This is a genomic window from Actibacterium sp. (genome assembly GCF_041584535.1).
GTDB lineage: Bacteria > Pseudomonadota > Alphaproteobacteria > Rhodobacterales > Rhodobacteraceae > Actibacterium_D.
The window spans coordinates 1-21650 of the sequence record NZ_JBFHDW010000002.1; the positions used below are offsets into that span (position 1 = coordinate 1).

20 protein-coding genes are annotated in these 21650 nt (G+C 66.5%); 6 read left to right on the top strand and 14 right to left on the bottom strand.

What is annotated here, in order from left to right; translation table 11 throughout:
* Positions 1-39: 39 nt before the first annotated feature.
* The 4 genes from selD to ABYW26_RS00210 all read right to left on the bottom strand — a co-directional run bounded on the left by selD (position 40) and on the right by ABYW26_RS00210 (position 6417).
* A complete protein-coding gene (gene selD / locus ABYW26_RS00195; protein ID WP_372602640.1) occupies positions 40-2226 on the bottom strand; it encodes a selenide, water dikinase SelD in 2187 nt (728 codons plus the stop codon).
* A gap of 81 nt (positions 2227-2307) precedes the next feature.
* Complete coding sequence (locus ABYW26_RS00200) at positions 2308-3345, bottom strand: lipocalin-like domain-containing protein (protein WP_372602641.1); 1038 nt, start codon at positions 3343-3345, stop codon at positions 2308-2310.
* The gene (locus tag ABYW26_RS00205) at positions 3335-5746 is read right to left on the bottom strand and encodes an FtsX-like permease family protein (protein ID WP_372602665.1); all 2412 of its coding nucleotides are present in this window, start codon (positions 5744-5746) and stop codon (positions 3335-3337) included. The genes ABYW26_RS00200 and ABYW26_RS00205 overlap by 11 nt, the downstream gene beginning before the upstream one ends.
* Positions 5746-6417: an ABC transporter ATP-binding protein gene (locus ABYW26_RS00210; RefSeq protein WP_372602642.1), complete on the bottom strand. Its 672-nt coding sequence runs from the start codon at positions 6415-6417 to the stop codon at positions 5746-5748. The genes ABYW26_RS00205 and ABYW26_RS00210 overlap by 1 nt, the downstream gene beginning before the upstream one ends.
* Positions 6418-6572: 155 nt before the next feature.
* Here ABYW26_RS00210 and ABYW26_RS00215 point away from each other — a divergent pair, with 155 nt between their 5' ends.
* Positions 6573-7619 (top strand): AbrB family transcriptional regulator, encoded by a 1047-nt coding sequence (locus tag ABYW26_RS00215; RefSeq protein ID WP_372602643.1) that lies wholly within the window; start codon positions 6573-6575, stop codon positions 7617-7619.
* On the opposite strand, the gene ABYW26_RS00220 is transcribed toward ABYW26_RS00215, so the two are convergent.
* A complete protein-coding gene (locus ABYW26_RS00220; protein WP_372602644.1) occupies positions 7603-10125 on the bottom strand; it encodes an ABC transporter permease in 2523 nt (840 codons plus the stop codon). The two genes, ABYW26_RS00215 and ABYW26_RS00220, sit on opposite strands and share 17 nt — an antisense overlap.
* Entirely contained in the window at positions 10122-10802 is a 681-nt protein-coding gene (locus tag ABYW26_RS00225; protein WP_372602645.1) for an ABC transporter ATP-binding protein, read from the bottom strand. The genes ABYW26_RS00220 and ABYW26_RS00225 overlap by 4 nt, the downstream gene beginning before the upstream one ends.
* Here ABYW26_RS00225 and ABYW26_RS00230 point away from each other — a divergent pair.
* Positions 10801-11493 (top strand): arylesterase, encoded by a 693-nt coding sequence (locus ABYW26_RS00230; RefSeq protein WP_372602646.1) that lies wholly within the window; start codon positions 10801-10803, stop codon positions 11491-11493. The genes ABYW26_RS00225 and ABYW26_RS00230 overlap by 2 nt on opposite strands.
* A 95-nt stretch (positions 11494-11588) precedes the next feature.
* Here ABYW26_RS00230 and hemC read toward each other — a convergent pair whose 3' ends face one another.
* Positions 11589-12542: a hydroxymethylbilane synthase gene (gene hemC, locus ABYW26_RS00235; protein WP_372602647.1), complete on the bottom strand. Its 954-nt coding sequence runs from the start codon at positions 12540-12542 to the stop codon at positions 11589-11591.
* A gap of 103 nt (positions 12543-12645) precedes the next feature.
* On the opposite strand from hemC, the gene hemE reads away from it, so the two are divergent.
* A complete protein-coding gene (hemE, locus tag ABYW26_RS00240) occupies positions 12646-13677 on the top strand; it encodes a uroporphyrinogen decarboxylase (protein ID WP_372602648.1) in 1032 nt (343 codons plus the stop codon).
* Positions 13678-13698: 21 nt separating this feature from the next.
* Here hemE and cysK read toward each other — a convergent pair whose 3' ends face one another.
* The 3 genes from cysK to hemF form a co-directional block, all read right to left on the bottom strand.
* Entirely contained in the window at positions 13699-14778 is a 1080-nt protein-coding gene (gene cysK, locus ABYW26_RS00245) for a cysteine synthase A (protein ID WP_372602649.1), read from the bottom strand.
* 66 nt (positions 14779-14844) lie between these two features.
* Positions 14845-15387, bottom strand: coding sequence for a pseudouridine synthase (locus ABYW26_RS00250; protein ID WP_372602650.1), 543 nt, complete (start codon positions 15385-15387; stop codon positions 14845-14847).
* 19 nt (positions 15388-15406) lie between these two features.
* Positions 15407-16297 carry an oxygen-dependent coproporphyrinogen oxidase gene (gene hemF / locus ABYW26_RS00255; RefSeq protein WP_372602651.1) on the bottom strand — a complete coding sequence of 297 codons (891 nt, stop codon included), beginning with the start codon at positions 16295-16297 and terminating at the stop codon, positions 15407-15409.
* 138 nt (positions 16298-16435) lie between these two features.
* Between hemF and ABYW26_RS00260 the strand changes: the two genes are divergently transcribed.
* Entirely contained in the window at positions 16436-16819 is a 384-nt protein-coding gene (locus ABYW26_RS00260) for a hypothetical protein (protein ID WP_372602652.1), read from the top strand.
* Here ABYW26_RS00260 and ABYW26_RS00265 read toward each other — a convergent pair whose 3' ends face one another.
* From ABYW26_RS00265 to clpS, 3 genes are read right to left on the bottom strand one after another with little or no spacing between them, the layout of a single operon-like run.
* Positions 16820-17629, bottom strand: coding sequence for an SDR family NAD(P)-dependent oxidoreductase (locus ABYW26_RS00265; protein WP_372602653.1), 810 nt, complete (start codon positions 17627-17629; stop codon positions 16820-16822).
* A gap of 40 nt (positions 17630-17669) precedes the next feature.
* Entirely contained in the window at positions 17670-18674 is a 1005-nt protein-coding gene (locus ABYW26_RS00270) for a class I SAM-dependent methyltransferase (protein ID WP_372602654.1), read from the bottom strand.
* 16 nt (positions 18675-18690) lie between these two features.
* The gene (gene clpS / locus ABYW26_RS00275; RefSeq protein WP_372602666.1) at positions 18691-19011 is read right to left on the bottom strand and encodes an ATP-dependent Clp protease adapter ClpS; all 321 of its coding nucleotides are present in this window, start codon (positions 19009-19011) and stop codon (positions 18691-18693) included.
* Positions 19012-19145: 134 nt separating this feature from the next.
* On the opposite strand from clpS, the gene ABYW26_RS00280 reads away from it, so the two are divergent.
* Together ABYW26_RS00280 and ABYW26_RS00285 are read left to right on the top strand one after the other, a co-directional pair.
* Positions 19146-19847, top strand: a complete 702-nt coding sequence (locus tag ABYW26_RS00280; RefSeq protein WP_372602655.1) for an HAD family hydrolase — start codon at positions 19146-19148, stop codon at positions 19845-19847.
* A gap of 255 nt (positions 19848-20102) precedes the next feature.
* On the top strand, positions 20103-21407 hold the full coding sequence (locus ABYW26_RS00285) for a serine hydrolase (RefSeq protein WP_372602667.1): 1305 nt from the start codon (positions 20103-20105) through the stop codon (positions 21405-21407).
* A gap of 79 nt (positions 21408-21486) precedes the next feature.
* On the opposite strand, the gene ccoS is transcribed toward ABYW26_RS00285, so the two are convergent.
* Positions 21487-21645: a cbb3-type cytochrome oxidase assembly protein CcoS gene (gene ccoS / locus ABYW26_RS00290; RefSeq protein WP_372602656.1), complete on the bottom strand. Its 159-nt coding sequence runs from the start codon at positions 21643-21645 to the stop codon at positions 21487-21489.
* Positions 21646-21650 lie beyond the last annotated feature (5 nt).

Sequence of the window (21650 nt, forward strand, 5' to 3'; positions counted from 1 at the left end):
ACGTGGCCGCGCGCGACATCGCGGCGGCGGCGATCCGGGTCAGCGCAGCGTGACGTAGGCCGGGCCATCGGTCAGCGTGCCGATCCGCGCCGCCTGATAGCCGTGTTGCCTCAGCGCCTGCACCGCGCCCTCGGCCTTGGCTGCGGGAACTGCGGCCAGCAACCCGCCCGCCGTTTGCGGATCGAACAACAGCGCCACGCGCGGATCGTCCAGATCGCGGCCCGGAAACGCCAAAGCCTGTGCCGAATTTGCCGCGAACAGGGTCGAGCGCACGCCTTGCGCCGCCAATTCCCGCGCGCCCGCCATCAGCGGCACCGCGTCCAGATCCAACGCGGCCCCGCGATCCGAGGCCCGCAGGATCGTCAACAGATGCCCGCCCAGCCCATAGCCGGTGACATCGGTCATCGCATGCGCCAGCGGCGCCAGAATATCCGCCGCCCCGCCCTGTGCCTGCGTCATCAGCGCCAGCGCCTCGGCCACATCGCCCCCTGCGGCGCGGCCCTGCATCTCGGCGGCGAAAATCGTGCCGCTGCCGATCGGCTTGGTCAGGATCAAGGCATCGCCACTGCGCCCGCCGGTCAGGCCGATCGGCGTGCCGCGATGCAGGCCGGTCACGGTGAACCCCACGGTCAGTTCCGGCCCGACCGAAGTATGCCCACCCACCAGATCGGCCCCGGCGGCGCGGAATACCTCGGACGCACCGGCCATGATCTCGCGCAGCATCTCGGCCTGCATCCGGTCGCGCATCCGGGGCAAGATCAGCGTCGCCAGCGCCGCCTGCGGCACAGCCCCCATCGCCCAGACATCGCCCAGCGCATGCACCGCAGCGATCCGGGCCAGCGAATAGGGATCGTCGATAAAGGCGCGGAAATGGTCCGAGGTCAGCACCTGCGCGCCATCGCCACAGGCCAGAACCGCGGCATCATCGCCCGCGCCCCGGATCACGTCAGGCCGCACCGGCGCGGGCAGCCCCGCCAGCCCGCCGATCAGGGTCTCGGGGCCGGGCTTGGCCGCGCAACCGCCGCAAGGCGCCTGTCCGTCCTCCAGCATCTCGCGCATGCCCAGCGCCGCCAGCGGCGGCAGGTCCGGCGCGGTCTGCATCACCGGCAGATCGTGGAACTTGGCCATGAATTTGCGGTCGATCCGGTCTTTCCAGCGCCACAGCAGATCGCCCTCCAACCGCAGGCCCAGCTTGTCGGCCACCGCCCGCTTGCCACCGGTCGAGATCAGCTTCAGATAATCGCGCTGCGGCTGATAGGGCTTGCGCTGTCCGCCGATCAGATCGGCGCGCAGGTTGTGAAACAGGATCGGCGCCTCGCGCACCGCGAACACCCCGGCCTTGGGGCGCGGCGCATGGGTCAGATGGGCGCAATCGCCGACCGCATAGATCAACGGATCACCCAGCGCGCACAGATCCGGCCCGACCGCGATAAACCCGTCGACCAGATCCAGCCCGGTCTGCTCCAGCCAGTCCTGTGGCCGCGCTCCCGCCGCACCGATCACCAGATCGCCGGGCAGATGCTGGCCATCGGCCAGATCGACGCCCCCCACCACAACCCGCGAGATCCGCGCCCCGGTGCGCAGCTGAACGCCATTGGCCTGCATCCGCGCCAGCAAGGCCCGGCGCGCACCATCGCCAATATCGCGCAGCGGGCGGTCGCCGGCCTCAAGCAAGTGCACCGTGCCGGTGACGCCTTGTTGCCGCAGCCGATGCGCACAGGCCATCGACAATTCCGCCCCGGCCACCCCGGCGCCGATCACCAGAACCTGCGCGCCGTCCCGGGCGCGGGCGGCAAAGGCTTCCCACGTCGCGGCGAACGGGCCCAACGGCTTGGCCGGGATCGCGTGCGCGGTAAAGCCGGGCAAATCCGGCAAATCGGAACTGATCCCGATATCGACCGAGGCAATGTCATAAAACACCGGCGCGTGGCCGGTGACGGTGATGCGGCGGGTGTCGCGGTCGATCGCCTCGGCCCGGCCCAGCACCACCCGCGCCCCGGCGGCGCGCGCCAGTTTCACCAGATCGATCTCAAGATCGGACTGGGTGTAATGCCCGGCCACCAGCCCCGGCAACATGCCCGAATAAGGCGCGGTCGGGCCGGGGTTGATCACTGTCACCCGCACCCCCGGCAGCGGCATCATCGCCCACATTCGCAGCACCAGCGCGTGGCTGTGACCGCCTCCGATCAGCACAAGGTCTCGGGTCAGGGGAAGGGGCGCGTGCATGGGATACCTGCGGTTAAAGTGGTTGGGCGAACCCTAGCCTGCGGCTGCCAGCCGGAAAAGGGGATGCCGCGCCGCAGGCGGTCAATAGCCTGTCATCTCAAGATAGCCGCGCCCGGATTGCGCGCCGCTGATCCGCACCGGGCCTTCCCAATAGGGCGGGGTGACGCCCATCCAGGCATCGGGGTTCACCGCGTCGATCGTCACGTCGATCCCGTGCTCGGGCAGCCGCACCGCCCAAGAGACCGGCAGCTTACGCCCTGCCACCTTGTGCCACGACAAGGGCGCCATTTGCAGCGCGCCGTTGGCCAAGGGCTGCGCCACGCCATCGGCACCGATCCATGTGCCCGAGGTGAACGCCCCCGACCCCTGCCGCAGCTGGAACCCCATCAGCTTTGTGCCATCGTCGAAATGCAGCGACACCCAGTCCCAACCGCTTTGATCCGCCGCCAAGGGTTGCGAGGACCACTCGCGATCCAGCCACGCCTGCCCGGTCACCTGAACCGGCCCCTCGGGCAAGGACAGCGTGCCTTGCACCGCATAGCCGGGCTGGGAATAGTAATAGCTGGCCTGCCCGGTCTCGGACTTCACCGAATAACCACGGTCGCCGTGCAGGGTCAGCGGGCCATCGGCCACAAGATCCAGCGTATAGGTAAACCCGGTCCCCGCCGCGTGCACCGACAGGTTGGACAGGTCCGGCCCGGCCATCTGCCAATCGTCGATCCATGCCTCGAACGGGTCCGCCGTGACCCCGGCCTGCCCGATCCCGCCCCGCGCCGCGCGCTCGGCCGCAAAATGGCGGTCAGGCGTGGTCAGGCCGGCATGAGCGAACCAGATTTGCGGGCTGGACCAGCCGGGGCCGTCCTGAGGCGACAGGGCGGTTCGAAACAGCGTCCATTGCACGCCATAATCGCGCCCGTCCGCGCCGGTCAGGTTGGCGGTCAGATACCACCACTCGATGCGAAAATCGGGGTGGGCGCCGTGATCAACGGGAAAGCTCAGGACATGGCCGCGCCGGGGCGTGGCAAAGCCATCGCCGCCGGACCCCAGCCCGGCAAAGCCCTGTGCCTGCGCCAGCGAGACCCAGATCAGGGTCAGGAGAACGGCCAGCCTAGCGCTCATGAGCAAACACCTTGACCAGATCGGCCGGGGCCATCCGCGCCAGCCGGATCGCCGGCCACAGCGCCGCCAGCCCGCCCGCCAGCAGCGCCAGCGCCCCCAGCCGCAGCCAATCCGCCGGGAACACATGCATCGGCAGTTGCCAGCCAAACGCCGCGACATTCACCACTTCAAGCAAGGCCCACGCCAGCGCCAGCCCGACCGGCACCGCCAGCACCAGCACCAGCGCCGACAGCATCAGCGCCCGCAACAATTCCAACCGCGCCAGTTGCGCCCGCGTCAGCCCCAGCGCCCAGACCGGCGCCAGTTGTGGCAGCCGCATCTGCGCCAGCGTCAGCAGGCTGAGCAACAGCGCCAGCCCCGCCACGCCCAGCGTCAGCACGTTCAGCGCGGCGGTGACGGTGAAGGTGCGCTCGAACACGCCCAATGAGAACGCCTTGATCGCCGCCTGATCGGTGACGTTATCGGCGGGCAGATCAAAGGCCGCGCGCACCTCGCGCGCCAGCGCTGCCGCCTTGTCAGGCGCGATGCGCACCGCATGGCGCAGCCGTGGCACATCCGGGAACAGCGTGGTCAACAGATCGACGCCGATCATCACCTGCCCCTGCGGATTGCCATAATCGGAATAGACCCCGACCACCCGCAGCCCCGCCTTGCCCGGCAAGGCCAGCGTGGCGCCCGGCCACAGGTTCTGCCGCCGCGCCAGTTGTTCATTCACCAGCACCCCCGAACCGTCCGCCAGCGCCGCCCAGACCCCCGGTGCAGCGGCGATCAGCGGCCAGTTATCGCGATAGGCCTGATGATCGGCGATGCCGTAAATCCGCACCGGCGCCCCCAGAACCGGGCGCTCGACCGACCAGATCGGCAGCACCGCATCGGCCCTTTGCGTCAGCCAGTCGCGCAGTTGGACGGCCTGATCTTCGGTCTCGGCGCGGATATACAGTTCCGAGGTCAGGCGCTGGTCCAGCCAGCCGGTAAAGGTCAGGCGAAAACTGGCGACCATGGTGCCAACGCCGATATTCGCCGCCAGCGCCAACATCAGCGCCATCAGCGCCAGCGACAGCCCCGGCAATTGCTGGCGGGTGTCGGCCCAGAACCATTGCGGCAGCGGACGGCGGGCCAAACGCGCCGCTCCGGCCAACAGCGCCGCCAGCAGCGATGGCAAGGCCAGGGCCGCGCCCAACAGCATCACCCCCAGCAACGCGAACCCGGCAACGATGCCCTGCCCCCAGCGGGCCAGCGCAAGCGCCGCGATGCCCAAGACGGCCGCCACCAGCATTTGCAGCACCCGCGCCCGGGCCGAGGCCCGCGCCCACGCCCTTGGCTGAGCCGGGGCAAGGATCGGCATATGCCACAACCGCCACAGGCTTTGCGCCGCAGCCGCCGCCGCGCCGACCAGCGCGATGCCGATGCCACCCAGCCACCATGCCGGGCTGAGGGTTAGCGCCCCGGCGACCTCGGCCCCGTACAGGCCTCGCAGGGTCGCCGCCACATCCGGCAACAGCGCCGCCGCCACGCCATAGCCCAGCGCCACGCCGATCACCCCGGCGACCAGCGCCAACAGTGCCACTTCGACGGCCAGCAACAGGCACAGCGCCGCCAGCGGCAGGCCCAGCGCCCTGAGCGTGCGAAAGATCGGGCGGCGTTGTTCGAACCCCAGCCCGATCGCGGCATGAACGATGAACAGGCCGACGGCAAACGACAGCAGGCCAAAGGCGGTCAGGTTCAGGTGGAAACTGTCAGTCAGCCGGGCGATGTCGCCTCCGGCACGCGGGGCGGTCAGGACCAGCCCCGACGCGATGGTCTGAACCGGCGGCAAGCCCGCGCCCACCTCGGGCGGCAGCACCAGCGCGGTCAACTGGTCCGGCATGTTCAGCAACGCCTGCGCGATGCCGATATCCATGATCAGCAGACCGGGCAGTGCGCCCTCAAGCCCCCGCAGCGGCGGCAGGCCGGGCTGATCGCCCAAAGCGGCGACGGTTTCCGGCGCGCCAAAGGCCAGACCCGGCGGGCGGATGAACGCGGCGAAATCGGCGGCGCTGGCTCGCATCCCGGCGGGGGCAACGCCTTTGGGTGCGGTCACCGGATCGATGCCCAGCACCCGCCATGTGTCCTCGCCCAGCCGCAACCGGCCCTCGATCATCGGCGAGACCGGCCAGCCCGCGCGCCGCAGCGCCACGTAATCGGCCTGAGCCACCACCCCATCCGCCGCCGTCAGCCGGGCAAAGCGGTCTTGCCCCAGCACCGCCGCCGCCCGATCATAACTGTCCCGCGCCTGAGCATTGATCGCCTGCACCCCCGACCACAGCGCCGTCGCCAGCGCCAGCCCCAACAGCAGGCTGGCCAATTGCACCTTGTGGCGCAGCCAATGCGATAACAGGGCCGACAGCGCCGCGCGATACATCATGCCAACCGCCCATTGGCCAGATGCAGCCGGTGCGGCAGGCGCCCGGCCAACCGCTCGGAATGGGTAACCATGACCAGCGCGGCGCCGGTCTGGGCCACCAGCGACAGCAGCAGCTCCATCACCGCATCGCCGCTGGCCTGATCCAGATTGCCGGTCGGCTCGTCCGCCAGAATAAGATCGGGGCGCGAGGCAAGGGCACGGCCGATGGCGACGCGCTGTTGCTGGCCGCCGGACAGTTGCTCGGGATAGCGGTGCTCAAGTCCCGCAAGCCCCAGCCGCGTCGTCAACTCATCGCACCAGCCTGCATCAGGCCGCCCGGCCAGCCGCGCCTGAAACGACAGGTTGGCGGCGACGTTCAGCGATGGCACCAGATTGAAATGCTGAAACACCAGCCCGATGCGGTCGCGCCGCACCGCCGCCCGCGCCGGTTCGCGCAGGCGCGACAGGTCTTGCCCCGCCACGCAGACCCGCCCGGCATCCGGCACATCCAGCCCGGCACAAAGATGCAGCAGCGTGCTTTTGCCACTGCCGGATTCTCCGGTCAAAGCAACAGCCTGCCCGGCGGCGACCGAGAAACTCAGCCCCTGAAACAGCGTGACCCGGCCGCTGCCACGGCCAAAGGATTTCGCCAGATCGTCAACCTTCAGCGTATCGGCCTGTTGTTCCACCGCGCGCCTTTCGCCCTGATGTCCGGCCCAAGCCTAACCACATTTGCCCGCGACAGGCACCACCAGAATGGCGGGAAATCCACAGGTCTGCGTTTCCGCCGCAACGGCACGCCGGGCGATTGACATTCGCCCGGTGCAGCGGGATGTCAGGGGGCATGCTGAACCCTGTCGCGCTTTCCACCCTTGTTGCGACCGCGCGCACGCTTGCGGTGGGCGGGGTCGGCGCGGCATTGGCGGTGTGGCTGTCGCTGCCTGCGCCGTTCCTGACCGGCCCGGCGCTGGCGGTGACGCTGGCTGCGCTGGCCGGGTTGCGGATGACGATGCCCGCGCGGATGCGCGACGCGGTGTTTCTGGTGATCGGCGCCAATATGGGCGCCTCGGTCACGCCCGAGGCCCTGGCCACCGCCGCGCAATGGCCGGGCAGTCTGGCGCTGTTGGCGCTGTCGATCACGGTGATCCTGCTGGGCGGCGCCAAGGTGATGCAGCGCGCGGCGGGCATGGACCCGATGTCGGCGCTGTTGACGGCAACGCCGGGCCATCTGAGCTTTGTCCTTAGCCTGACGACCGACCACCGCGCCGACCTGCCGCGTGTGACCCTGATCCAAAGCTTTCGCGTGCTGGCACTGACGCTGATGGTGCCGGCACTGGCGCCGCTGTTGACCGACCGCGCCCTGCCGACCCTGCCTGCAAGCCCGCATGTGATGCCGGTGCCGGCGCTGGCGGTTGTACTGGTGGCCGGGCTGGCGGTGGCGGTTCTGTTCAAGCGCCTGCGCGTCCCGGCGGCGACCCTGCTGGCGGGGATGGCGGTATCGGCGCTGGCGCATGCGCTGTCGCTGACCGAGGGCCGCGCCCCGACATGGGCCGCCGCCCCGGCCTTTACCGCGATGGGGGCGTTGATCGGCACACGGTTCAGCGGCGTCACCCCACGAATGCTGCTGCAATCGATCACCGCGGCAGGCCTGCTGACCGGCTTCGCGCTGTTGGTGTCGTTTCTGGGCGCGCTGGTCGTGGCGTGGTGGTTCGATCTGCCGCTGGTCACGGCGCTGATCGCCTTTGCCCCCGGCGGTATTGAAAGCATGATCGCCATGGCCGTGCTGCTTGAGGCCAACCCGACCTTCGTCGCCGCGCATCATGTCTGGCGGCTGGTGTTCCTGACCGTTCTGTTGCCTTGGGCGGTGACCCGGATCACTCGCGCGACCTGAGCACCCGCGCCGGGCGCGCCGCCAATGGTCTGAGCGCGAAACCAAGACCGGCCAGAACCGTCACCGCCACGCCGCCAAACACGACCAGCAGCGCCGAAAGCGGCTCGAACCGATAGGTTTCCTCCATCACAAAGCGCATCACCGCCCAGCCCGAGATGCCTCCGGCCAGAACCGCAACCGCCCCGGCCGCCGCCCCCAACAGCGCCGAGCGCAAGGTGAAATAGGCCAGCACCTGCCCGCGCACCGCACCGACGGTTTTCAGCACGGCGGCCTCATAGACCCGCGCCCGCTCGCCCGCCGCCGCCGCGCCGATCAGAACGAACAGACCTGTTACCAGCGTCGCCAGCGCGCCGTAAGTGATCGCCGCCGCCAACCCGCGCATCAAGTCCGCCACCCGGTCGATCACGTCACGCACCCGGATCGCGGTGATGTTGGGATAGGTCGAGGCCAGATCGCGCAGCAGCGGCGCCTCGGTGGCCGGTTCGGCATAGATCGTCGCGATGGACGTATAAGGCGCCCCGGCCAGCGCCGCCGGGTCCATCGACATCACAAAGCCGATCCCGGCGGTCGAGAAATCAACGGTGCGAAAGCTGGAGATCATAGCGTCGATATCGCGGCCAAGGATGTTGACGGTCAGGCTGTCCCCCAGCTTCAGACCCATTTCCTCGGCTTCCTTGGCGGCGAAACTGACCTGAGGCGGCCCGGCATAATCGGCGGGCCACCATGTGCCTTGGGTCAGCACCGTGCCCTTGGGCGGCTTCGCGGAGCTGGTCACGCCCCGATCCGAGCTAAGCACCCAATGATCGCCCGCCACCTCGCGCGCCGGACGGCCGTTGATCCGGGTGATGACCCCGCGCAGCATCGGTGCCGATTGCACCCGGGTGACGCCGGGATCGCCCCGCACCCGGTCCAGAAAACCGGGCAATTGATCCGGCTGAATATCGACGACGAAATAGCTGGGGGCAACGTCAGGCAATTCGCCGGAAATGGCGTTGCGCAGGTTGGCGTCGATCTGGCCCACGGCGGCCAGCACCGACAGGCCCAGACCCAGCGACAGCACGACCGAGGTTGCCTCGCCCCCCGGGCCGCCGACCGCGCCCAGCGCCAGCCTCAGCGCCGTGCGCCCGCGCAAGGCCTGCGCCCGCGCCGCCCGCCGCGCCAGATGTTTCAGCGCCCATGCCACCACCACCAACAAGGCCAGCGCCCCGGCGATCCCGCCTGCGGCCCACAGCGTCAGCCAGGTCACCCCCGACAACACCGCCGCCGCCGCGATCAGCACCGCCAGCAACACCACCGTCACCAGTGCCACCCGCCAGCCCGGCAGCGCGAACGCGGCGCCTGCCTCTTCCCGGAACAGCGCCGCCGCGCGGATTTGGCCGCTGCGTGACAATGGCCACAGGGTAAAGATCAACGCCGTCAGCCCGCCATAAAGCGCCGCCTCGGCCAAGGGTTCGACCTGCACGCCCAGTTGCACCGGCAGCGGCAAACGTGCCTCGATCACCGGGGCCAGAAGCTGGGGCACGATCGCGCCCAGCACCAGACCGATCGCAATGCCCAGCACCGCCAGAACCCCGATCTGCATCAGGTAGGCGGCAAAGATCACCCGACTTTCCGCGCCCAGTGTTTTCAGAATGGCGATGACCTCGGTCTTGCTGTCGAGATAGGCGCGCACCGCGGCCGAGACCCCGACCCCGCCCACCGCCAGACCAGCCAGACCGACCAGCACCAGAAACGCCCCCATGCGGTTGACAAAACGGCTGATCCCCGGCGCGGCATCGCGGGCGTCACGCCAGCGCAACCCGCTGTTGCGGAACAGCGCCTCGGCCTCGGCCTGCAACGCCGCCAGATCGGCCCCACCGCCAAGCCGCATCCGATAATCGCTGTCGAACAAGGTGCCTGGCGCCAACAATCCGGCCCCCTCCAGCGCCGCCCGCCGCACCAGCGTCGGCGGACCCAGCGCAAAACCACCGCCGGCATCATCCGGCGCCCGCATCAGGATCGCTGACAGGGTGAACTCCTTAAGACCGAACTGCACGCGATCCCCGACAACCAGCCCCAGCCGGTCGGCCAGATCCCGCGCCATCACCACCTGATCCCCGGCCAAGGCCCGGTCAATCGGCATGTCAGGCGCCAATTCGACCCGGCCATACAGCGGATACAGATCGTCCACCGCCTTGATCTGGGTCAGCGCGCGCTCGGTCACCTCGCCGCGCCGGACAACTGCCATCGAGCGGAAATCGATCACCTCGGATACGGCATCGGCATGGCTGTGCATCCAGTCCAGTTCGGCGGCGCTGGCGCGGCGATAGGTAAAGGACATCTGCGCGTCGCCGCCAAGGATCATCGCGCCATTGGCCCTGAGACCATCCTCGATCCCGACCCGCACCGTGCCCACGGCGGCAATCGCCGCAACGCCCAGCGCCAGACAGGTCAGGAACACCCGAAAGCCGCGCAAACCGCCGCGCAGCTCGCGCCGGGCGATCCGGGCCGAGGCCGCCAGACTCACGCCGCGCCCTCGTCGATACGGCCATCGCGCAGGCGCACCACCCGGTCACAGCGCGCCGCCAGTTCGCGGGCATGGGTGACCAGAACCAAAGTCGCACCGTGGCGGTCGCGCAGCCCGAACAGCAAATCCATGATCGCCGCACCATTGGCGCCATCAAGGTTGCCGGTCGGTTCGTCCGCCAACAGGATATCCGGGCGCGGTGCCGCCGCCCGCGCCAGCGCTACGCGCTGTTGCTCGCCGCCTGACATCTGCGCCGGGTAATGTTCCAGCCGCGCGCCCAGACCAACCGCCCGCAATTCCTCGGCCGCGCGGTCAAACGCATCGGGCGCCCCCGCCAGTTCCAGCGGAGTCGCGACGTTTTCCAGCGCCGTCATCGTCGGGATCAGGTGGAAAGATTGAAACACCACGCCCATATGTTGCCTGCGAAACCGCGCCAGTGCATCCTCGCCCAGCGCGCTCAGATCATGACCAAGGGCGTGCACCCGGCCCGATGTGGCGCGCTCAAGCCCGCCCATCAGCATAAGGAGAGACGACTTGCCCGACCCCGACGGCCCGATCAGACCCAATGTCTCGCCCCGCGCCACCGCTAAGGTGATCCCGTGCAGAATGCCGACCGGACCGGCATTGCCTTTCAGGGTCAGCGTCACATCGCTCAGATCCAGAATTGTGTCGGCCATGGCCCGCCTTTCCCCTGTCCTGCCCCGTCGATATGGGGCCGCGCCCCTGCTGCGCAACCTCGCAACCGGGCTTTGCGCCGCTTTCGTTGCGACTGTGCCGGTTCGGGCCGATCCTGTCACCATAACCGCATTGGGCGACAGCCTGACCCAAGGTTACGGCCTGCCTGCGGAACAGGGCTTTGTGCCGCAATTACAAGACTGGCTGCGGGCGCGCGGCCATGACGTGACGCTGATCAACGCGGGCGTGTCCGGCGACACCAGCGCCGGCGGCCTGTCCCGCATCGACTGGACACTGGCCACCGAAACCGACGCGCTGATGATCGAACTGGGCGCCAACGACATGCTGCGCGGCACCGACCCAGGCCTGACCCGCGCCAACCTGATCGGCATCATCGAAGCAGCACAAGCCCAACAATTGCCGATCCTGCTGATCGGCATCGCCGCGCCCGGAAATTACGGCCCCGACTATCAACAGCAATTCAACGCCATCTTCCCGTCTCTGGCCCAAGACTATGACACGCTGCACTACACCAATTTCCTGACCGCCATCGCCGATCACGCCGAAGAGCCCGGCGCCCTGCAACGCTATGTCCAGCCCGACGGGCTGCACCCGACGGCAGAAGGCGTGGCGCTGATCGTTACCGACATCGGCCCCAGCGTCGAGGCGTTGATCGCCCTGACCGGGAACTAGTCTTTTTCTTGGAAAAAATACTCAAACCCGCCGGCGCCGCAGGCGACGGGACATAGGCTTGACCGGCCCGCCGGGCCGGTCTCGATCAGATCAGCTTACCAGTCGAAAAATCCGGCCCCGGCGCGGGCGCGCAGGTCAAGGGCCAGCATGCGACCGGCCTCGGGGCCATCGGCGATCAGGCAGGTCACCTCGTCCGCCAGACTTTCCGAGCCATCGGGCCGCAGGATCTGGCCGCGCAGACGCAGGGTGCCGCCGTCCAGTTCCGCCAGACCGGCGATCGGGGTTTCGCACGATCCGTCCAACGCTGCCAGAAAGGCGCGCTCGGCCGCAAGGCGCTGACCGGTTTCGACATGGTGGATCGCCTCCAGCATCGCGGCCACGCGGCTGTCATCGCCGCGCCGCTCGATGCCGATGGCGCCCTGTGCCACGGCGGGCAGCATTTCTTCGGGCGCGATGGCGGATTGCACGACCTCGGTCCGGCCCAGACGGTTCAACCCGGCCATCGCCAGAAACGTCGCCAGCGCCACGCCGTCATCCAGCTTTTTCAGCCGGGTCTGCACGTTGCCGCGAAATTCGACCACATTCAGATCGGGGCGATAGTTCAGCAATTGCGCCCGGCGCCGCAACGACGAGGTGCCGACCACCGCGCCCTTGGGCAGATCGGCTAGCCGCGCCACATGCGGCGACACGAACGCATCGCGCACGTCTTCGCGCGGCAGATAACAATCCAGCACCAGCCCGCCCGGCTGTTCCACCGGCATATCCTTCATCGAGTGCACGGCGATGTCGATGCCACCCGACAGCATGGCCTCTTCGATCTCTTTGGTGAACAGACCCTTGCCGCCGATCTCTTTCAGCGGCTTGTCGGCATTGATCAGCGTCATGTTGTCGCCGGTGGTCTTGATCACCACGATCTCGAACGCGTCCTCGGGCAAATCATGGGCGGCTGCCAGACGGGCGCGGGTCTCGTAAGCCTGCGCCAGCGCCAGCGGCGAGCCGCGGGTGCCGATCTTGAGGGGCGAAGCGGGGGAAGGAAGCATCTCTGTCATGCGCATGTCCATACTCGCGTCAGTTTGTCCTGACAATGCACCCGCTCTTGACATAGTGCCGCGCACGGGTGACCACCGCTTGCAGCAATAGACGGGGATGACCATGGCGGAAACCAAAAAACTGATGCGGGCACTGGCGGGCGAAGTCATGGACGTGCCTCCGGTCTGGATGATGCGTCAGGCCGGGCGTTATCTGCCCGAATACCGCGCCACGCGCGCGCAGGCCGGGGACTTTCTGTCGCTGTGCTATAATCCCGATCTGGCCGCCGAGGTAACGCTGCAACCGATCCGCCGCTACGGGTTCGACGCGGCGATTCTGTTCGCCGATATCCTGCTGCTGCCGCAGGCGCTGGGGGCCGACCTGTGGTTCGTCACCGGCGAAGGCCCGCGCCTGTCGACCATCACCAGCATGAACGAATTCAACGCTCTGAAAGGCGTCGGCGACATCGACGAGGTGCTGAGCCCGATCTATGAAACCGTGCGCATTCTGGCCCGCGAACTGCCCGCCGAGACCACGCTGATCGGCTTCGCCGGGGCGCCGTGGACCGTGGCCACCTATATGATCGCCGGGCGCGGCACCAAGGATCAGGGCCCGGCGCACAAGCTGATGGCGGAAAATCCGGCGGTGTTCGACGCGCTGATCGACCTGATCACCAAGGGCACCATTGAGTATCTGTCGAAACAGATCGAGGCCGGGGCCGAAGTGGTCAAGATCTTCGACAGCTGGGCCGGGTCGCTGAAGGGCGAGGCCTTTACCCGCTATGCGCTGGAACCGGCCAAGGAAATCATCACCGCGCTGAAAGCCCGCCACCCGAACGTGCCGGTCATCGCCTTCCCGCGCGAGGCCGGGGACAAATACATCGGCTTCGCCCGCGCCACCGGTGCCGATTGCGTGGCGCTGGACAACTCGGTTTCCGCCGATTGGGCGGCGACCAATGTTCAGGTCGATGGCTGCGTGCAAGGCAATCTGGCGCCGGACCACATGGTCACCGGCGGCCAGGCCCTGACCCTTGAGACCAAGCGCATCGTCAAAGCCTTCTCAAAAGGGCCGCATATCTTCAATCTGGGCCACGGCATCACCCCTGACGCCAACCCGGATAATGTGCAGATCATGATCGACGCGATCCGGGGCTAACGCCCCGGACCGGTCTTTGCCTTAGGGCATCTGATAGCCCGGCGTGGATTTCGAGATCGCCACTTCCTCGTCCGACATGTCTTCGGGGATGCCTTCGAACAGCGGCGTGGTCAGATAGCGTTCGCCGGTGTCGGGCAGCATGCACAGGATGACCGAGCCGGGTTCCGCCTTTTCGGCAATCTGCATGGCGATGGCGAAGGTCGCGCCGCCCGAGATGCCGGTAAAGATCCCCTCTTGCGCGGCCAGTTTCCGCGCCCATTCGATGCCGACCGGGCCGGGGATCGGGATCAGTTCATCGTAATAGTTGTTGTCGATCGCCTCTTGCAGGACCAGCGGGATGAAATCCGGGGTCCAGCCCTGAATCGGGTGCGGCTGGAAATCCGGGTGGCTGGCCGAGGGTTCGCCCGCCGCGTTGCGTTCCTGCGCGTGGCCGCCGCCGACGATCTGCGCGTTTGCCGGTTCCGACAAGATGATCTTGGTCTCGGGGCGTTCCTTGCGCAGCACCCGGCCGATGCCGGTGACCGTGCCGCCGGTGCCATAGCCCGACACGACGTAATCCAGACGCCCACCGTTGAAATCGCTTAGAATTTCCTGAGCGGTGGTGGTCTCGTGAATGTCGGCATTGGCGTCGGTTTCGAATTGATGCGCCAGGAACCAGCCGTTGGCCTCGGCCAGTTCGACCGCCTTGCGATACATGCCAAAGCCTTTTTCGGCGCGCGGGGTCAGCACCACCTTGGCGCCGAACATCCGCATCAGGCGCCTGCGTTCAACCGAAAAGCTGTCGGCCATGGTCACGACCAGCGGATAGCCCTTTTGCGCACAGACCATCGCCAGCCCGATGCCGGTATTGCCCGAGGTGGCCTCGACCACGGTCTGACCGGGTTTCAGGGTGCCGTTGCGCTCGGCCGCTTCGATGATGTTGACCGCCAGACGGTCCTTGACCGAGCCGCCGGGGTTAAAGGCCTCGGCCTTGACGTAAAGCTGCACGTGGTCGGGGGCCAGATTGTTGATCCGGATGGTCGGCGTGTCGCCAATCGTGTCCAGAACAGTGTCAAACAGGCGCCCACGCCCCGAGGTGCGCCGGATTCCAGTATCGGCCATTGAGTCGCTCCCTATTGGTTTTCACTATTGAGCAAACTCTAACACAGAGGCGCAACCCCGCGCAGGTTATCCTTGCCGCCACGCGCCGCTGGCCAGACCGTCCAGCGACCAGTCCCCGATCCGTGCCCGGATCAGCCGCAGGGTCGGGTGGCCGATGGCGGCGGTCATGCGGCGCACCTGACGGTTGCGGCCCTCGGTGATGGTCAGTTCGATCCAGCTGTCGGGCACCGACTTGCGGAACCGCACCGGCGGCGTGCGCGGCCACAGGCCCGGTGGCTCATCCATGCGGCGCGCCTTGGCCGGGCGCGTGGGGCCGTCGTTCAACTTCACCCCGGCGCGCAAGGCAGCAAGCGCGGCATCGTCGGGAATGCCCTCGACCTGCGCCCAATAGGTCTTGGGCATCTTGTTCTTGGGGTTGGCGATGCGGTGTTGCAGCTTGCCGTCATCGGTCAGCAGCAACAGGCCCTCGCTGTCGCGGTCCAGCCGCCCGGCAGCATAGACGCCGGGGATGTCGATATAATCGGACAGGGTTTGCCGATCCGACCCGTCGTTGCCCTTGTCGGTGAATTGCGACAGCACGTTGAAGGGTTTGTTGAACAGGATCAGCATGGTCTTGCGATCGGGCCGGTCAGACCCATTTCGCCAGCGGCGGCAGGCTCATCAGCACGGCATTGGCGTCATGGCCGGTTTCCAGACCGAATTTCGTGCCCCGGTCATAGACCAGATTATATTCGGCATAGAGCCCGCGATGGATCAGCTGCGCGTCCTTGTCGGCCTCGGTCCACGGCGTGTCGCGGCGTTTCTCGGTCACAGGCACAAACGCCGGCAGGAAGGCGCGGCCGACATCCTGGATAAAGGCAAAGTCGGCCTCCCAGTCGCCGGTGTTGTGGTCGTCAAGGAAAATCCCGCCCACCCCACGCGCCCGGCCCCGGTGCGGCACATAGAAATATTCGTCGGCCCATGCCTTAAAGCGCGGGTAATAGGCGGCGTCGTGGCGGTCGCAATGGTCTTTCTGAACCGCGTGGAAATGCGCGGTGTCGGCGTCATATTCGATGCAGGGGTTCAGGTCGGACCCGCCACCGAACCACCATGCGTTCGGGGTCCAGAACATGCGGGTGTTCATATGCACCGCCGGGGTATGCGGGTTCTGCATATGCGCCACCAGCGAAATCCCCGAGGCCCAGAACCGCGGATCGTCTTCCATCCCCGGCACGCCGCGCGCGGCCATGGCCTTTTGCGCGCGCTCGCCCAACTGGCCATAGACGGTCGAGACATTGACCCCGACCTTTTCGAACACCCGGCCGCCGCGCATCACGCTCATCAACCCGCCGCCCGCATCCGAGCCATCCTCGGACGCGCGCCGGGTTTCCGAGACCTCGAACCGGCCCGCAGGATTGCCCGCGAACGGGCCGCTGGTCTGGCTGTCTTCCAGCCCTTCAAAAGCCGCCACGATCTGATCGCGCAAGTCTCGGAACCACGCGGATGCGCGGGCTTTGCGGCTGTCGAAATCGTCGCTCATGAAAGGCCTCCCTGTCTTGTTCGCCGTTTGACTAGCAGCTTTGCCCAAGCCGCGCCAGACGGCCACACCCCGTCGAGTTGATTTGTCTCATGCCTCTGGAAAGCCTATATTAACCGCATCGGCTGTAAGGATTCTGTCATGAGATATCTCGCCCTCGCTTTGCTTGGCCTTCTGGCCGCCTGCGCCACGCCGCGCCAACAATGCGAAAATGCCGCCACGCAAGAGCGCGACACCGTCGGCGCGCTGATGATCGAGACTGAACAGAACATCGCCCGTGGCTACGCCATCGAATCCCATGTCGAGACCCGGCCGCGGTTCGAATTCTGCTATGTCACCAATCCTGACGGCAATATCGGACTAAGCTTTTGCAACACCGTCGAGCCGGTCGAGGTCGAACGCGCCGTGGCCATCGACCTTGATGCGGAAAAGGCCAAGCTGAAATCGCTGAAGGCCAAGTTCAACACGCTAAGCAAACAGGCCGACGCCGCGCTGGCGCAGTGCCGGATCGCCTATCCCGAATAATCAGTGCGCCGGGGCGGTGCAGGCATCCAACAGGCTGCGCCCGCCATCGACGGTCATGATCTGCCCGGTCATGAACCCTGCCGCATCCGAGGCAAGGAACTGAGCGGCCTCGGCGACTTCGCTGGGCTTGGCGATGCGCGACAGCGGTGTATGGCCGACAATGTCGTTGCGGTAATCGGAATGTTCACGCAGCGACGTTTTCAGACTGTCGCTCAGGACCGATCCAAAGGCCACCGCGTTCACCCGAATGCGTTTCGAGGCCAGCGCCACCGCCAGCGACCGGGTCATCTGGTCCAGCGCCGCGCAGCTGACCGAATAGGCCAGCAGATCGGGATGGGTGCGCCGCGCCGCGATTGACGACAGGTTGATGATCGAGCCGATCGTCCCCTCATCGGTTTCCTCGTCCTCGGCCTGTTTGATCATCCGCCGCGCGATACATTGCGACAGGCGCAGGCTGGTCATCAGGTTCTGTTCCAACAACTGCCCCATCGCGTCGTCATCCGGGTTCAGCGGGTCTGACGGCAGCATCTGACGGCTGGCATTGACCAGAATATCCACCCGCTCGAACGCGTCGATGGTGGCGGACAGAAGGTTGGCGATGGTCAGCTTTTCCCGCAGATCTCCGGCAAAATAGCGGATATTGCCCTCGGCGGCGGCTTCTTCACCGACCTCTTCGATCAGGGATTTCTCGTCCATGTCGGCGAACACCACATTGGCGTCGTGTTGGGCGAAATGGCGGGCAATCGCCAGACCGATACCGTTGGCGGCGCCGGTGATGATCGCGGTTTTGCCGGCGATGGAAAAGCTCATGCCGTTGTCTCCTGATTCTCTGCCCGCAGGTTAGTGGGTTTCATCGCCGGGGGCGAGGCGCGGCAACCGGATGGCTGGCCCGCAGGATTTTGAAACTGTTGTCGCCGGTTTCTTCGACCACGGTGCGGAACAAGGTGGCCAGGCTGCGCTCGTATGGCAGGTGGCGGTTGGCGACGATCCACAACTGGCCGCTGGGGGTCAGCATCCGCGCCGCGGCGGTCAGAAAGGCCACGCCCAGCGCCGGATCAGCCGCGCGCGAGGTGTGAAACGGCGGGTTCGACACGATCAGATCGAATTTGGCCACGGGCGCGAAGCGGGTGACGTCGGCCCAGTGGAACCGGGCGCGCGGATCGGTGATGTTTTCGCGGGCACAGGCCAGCGCGGCATGGTCGGCCTCGATCAGGTGCAATTCGGTGATGCCGGGCCGGTCAAGGATCTGCGTCGCCAGAAAGCCCCAGCCCGCGCCCAGATCGGCCACCCGGCCCTTGATCTTGGCTGGCAAGGCCGCCGCCAACAGCGCCGAGCCCCGATCCACCGCATCGGCCGAGAACACCCCCGGCGCGGTGACAAAGCCCTCGGGCATCTTGTCTTGCGGCGCGCTCCAGTCGGCGAAATCTTCCACTGCGGCGCCGGTCATCACGAACAGCTTGCCATGTGCCTTGGACAGGGCCGCTGAACATGTCGCCCGCTTGCGGCAGTCCTTGAACAGGCTGTCGATGCCATCGGTCTTCTGGCCGTCCACGATCACCGGCCCGCCCTGCACCGCCGCCACCGCACGGGCCAGCCATTGCCGGGCCTCGGCCTTGGCGCGTGGCACGAACAGCACCGCCGCCGCATAATCGCCGACCAGATCGGTCACACAGTCGAACCCCTGCCCCGCCCAAGCGTCATAATCGGGCTTGAAGCCCTGCACGATCTGCACCCGGTCGCGCGGCAGGGCCGACAGGTCAGCGCCTTCGGCGGGGGCGATCACCGCGATCCGCCCGGTTTCGGGCAGCACGGCCGCGCCGGTTTCCAGCGCCAGTGTCAAACGATCATGAGACATGGTCCGGGCCTTGGCCCTATTCCTTTTCCAGCGTGCATTGCAGCGGGTGCTGATGGCGGCGGGCGAAATCCATCACCTGCGCCACCTTGGTTTCGGCGACCTCGAACGAGAACACCCCAACCACGGCCAGCCCCTTTTTATGCACGGTCAGCATCAGCTCGAACGCCTGCGCGTGGCTGAGCCCAAAGAACCGCTCCAACACATGCACGACGAATTCCATCGGGGTGTAGTCGTCGTTCAGGATCAGAACCTTGTAAAGCGGCGGCCGCTGAGTCTTGGGCCGGGTCTTGGTGATGACTCCGGTCTCGTCCTCTGGCCTGTCCTGCTTATCGGACATTGTGGCGGGATACATGCGCACGCGGGTCCGGCTCCGTTCTGTTGCATTGGTGATGGGTTCGGGCCTCATATATAAGGCTGTCACGCATTGTGAAAAGACCCAAGGCAGGGTCAAGCGCGACCAAAGGGGAACAAATGACGGCTCAGGTCACGACAATCGGCTTTGATGCGGACGATACGCTTTGGCAGAACGAGCAATTCTTTCGCCTGACCCAAGACCGATTCGCCCGGCTTCTGGCCGATTACGCCCCGCGCGACCACCTGAACGAGCGGCTTCTGGCGGCAGAAAGGCGCAATGTCGGCCACTATGGTTTCGGCATCAAAGGCTTTGTCCTGTCGATGATCGAGACCGCAATCGAGGTCACTGACCAGAAGGTCCCGGCCTCGGTCATCGCCGAATTGCTGGCCGCCGGTCAGGACATGCTGCGCCACCCGATCCACCTGTTGCCCCACGCCCGCGAGGTGGTCACCGAACTGGCGGCGCGGCACCGGATCTTGCTGATCACCAAGGGCGACCTTCTGGATCAGGAACGCAAGCTGGCGCAATCCGGGCTGGGCGAGCTTTTCGACGGGGTCGAGATCGTCAGCAACAAGACCACCGCGATCTATGCCGAAATCTTCGCGCGTCAGGGCACCGGCGCCGCGCAGGCGCTGATGGTCGGAAATTCGCTGAAATCCGACGTGATCCCGGCGATTCAGGCCGGGGCCTGGGGCGTGTATGTGCCGCATGGCCTGACATGGGAACTGGAACACGCCGAACCGCCCAAAGACGCGCCGCGCTATCGCGAATTGCGTGACCTGGGGGAATTGCCCGACCTGATCGCACACCTGCCCTGACATCTTGAGCCCGCGCCCCGCGCCACCCCCAGATGTTGCCCCACATCAGAAAACCCGCAAAATCCATTGAAATTAGGGTGTTTTCTGCATGTCCTGCCTGTGCTAGGCTGTGCCTAACAAATCGAACCGACCCGGAAAACCGGGCGAGCAGAGGCAGAGAAGGCAGATATCGTGCAGGATTTCCGGCACCGCACCCGTATCGGGCTGATTATCGCATTTATCGCGCTTGTTTCACTGGTGGCGACGCCGGTGGCCATGGCCGCGCCCTATGCGGCGATGGTGATCGACGCCCGCAGCGGCGAAGTCCTGCATTCACGCAACGCCGATACCCGCTTGCACCCGGCCTCGCTGACCAAGATGATGACGCTCTACATCGCGTTCGAGGCAATCGAGCATGGCGAGATTTCGCTGGACACGGTGGTGACGATCTCGAAAAAAGCCGCCGCCGAGCCGCCGTCAAAGCTGGGCATGCAGCCCGGACAAAAAATCAAGCTGCGCTACCTGATCCGCGCCGCCGCGGTGAAATCGGCCAATGACGCCGCGACGGCCATCGGCGAGGCTATCGAAGGCTCGGAAGCCGCCTTTGCCCGGCGCATGAACCGCACCGCCAAGTCGCTGGGGATGAGCCGCTCGACCTTCAAGAACGCCAACGGCCTGACCGAAGACGGTCACCTGTCCACTGCCCGCGACATGACCACGCTGGGGCGGCACCTGTTTTATGACTATCCCGACTATTACAACCTGTTCTCGCGGGTCACGGCGGATGTCGGCGGCAAGACCGTCGCCAGCTCGAACCGCCGCTTCCTGACCAGCTATAAAGGCGCTGACGGCATCAAGACCGGCTATACCCGCGCTGCGGGCTTTAACCTTGTCGCCTCGGCCGAACATGGCAGCGAACGCATCATCGCCACGGTCTTCGGCGGCCGCTCGTCGGCGGCGCGCAACGCCACGGTGGCGGAACTGCTGGACATGGGCTTCAGCCGCGCCCCGACCAAGGTTGCCACCCGCGTGCCGCAACGTCCGGCCTATGTCGGCCCCGGCAGCACCCCCGCCGCGCCCACGCAACTGGCCAGCGCCACGCTTAACACCTCGCCGCATCCGCGCCCGCGCCCGGTGGCTGAACCGCCTGCGGAATTGCTGCTGGCGATGCAGGACGGGATCGAATCCGCGCTGCAAACCGCCATCGCTGAACCGGTCGCGCCCCAGCCGCCCGCCATCGACACCCAACCGCGCCCGCGCCCCGAGGGCCTGACCCTGGCCTCATTGGAACCCGAACCCGACAGCGGTCAGGAAATCGTCACCCGCGTTTCGACCTCGGGCGGGCGCCTTTGGGGTATCAATGTCGGCCGCTACGGCTCGCGCTATCAGGCCGAGCGCGTGTTGCTGCAAACCGCGCTGGTGGAAATCGGCACGCTGGATGACGCCCTGCGCAAGGTCAGCCAAAGCAGCAAGGGTTATGAGGCCAATTTCGTCGGCATGACTCAAGAGGACGCCGATCTGGCCTGTCGCCGCCTGACAGCACGCGGCAGCGAATGCTCGACCTTCGGGCCTTCGTCCTGACCGGTCTTTTCCTGGTGTAAATACTCGCGCCGCAGGCCAGATTTTTCGCAGAAAAATCTATCCCCGGCCCCGTCACGCGTCAGGGTTTCGGGCGCTCATCCCAGTCGTCGTTAAGAAAGCGCTGGCTGTCGCCTTCGGGGTCTTCGAATTGTTTGCTGCGCAGCGCCCAAAAGAACGCGACCAGCCCTAGACCGCCCAGAAACAGCGAGATCGGGATCAGGTAAACCAGCATTTCCATTCAGA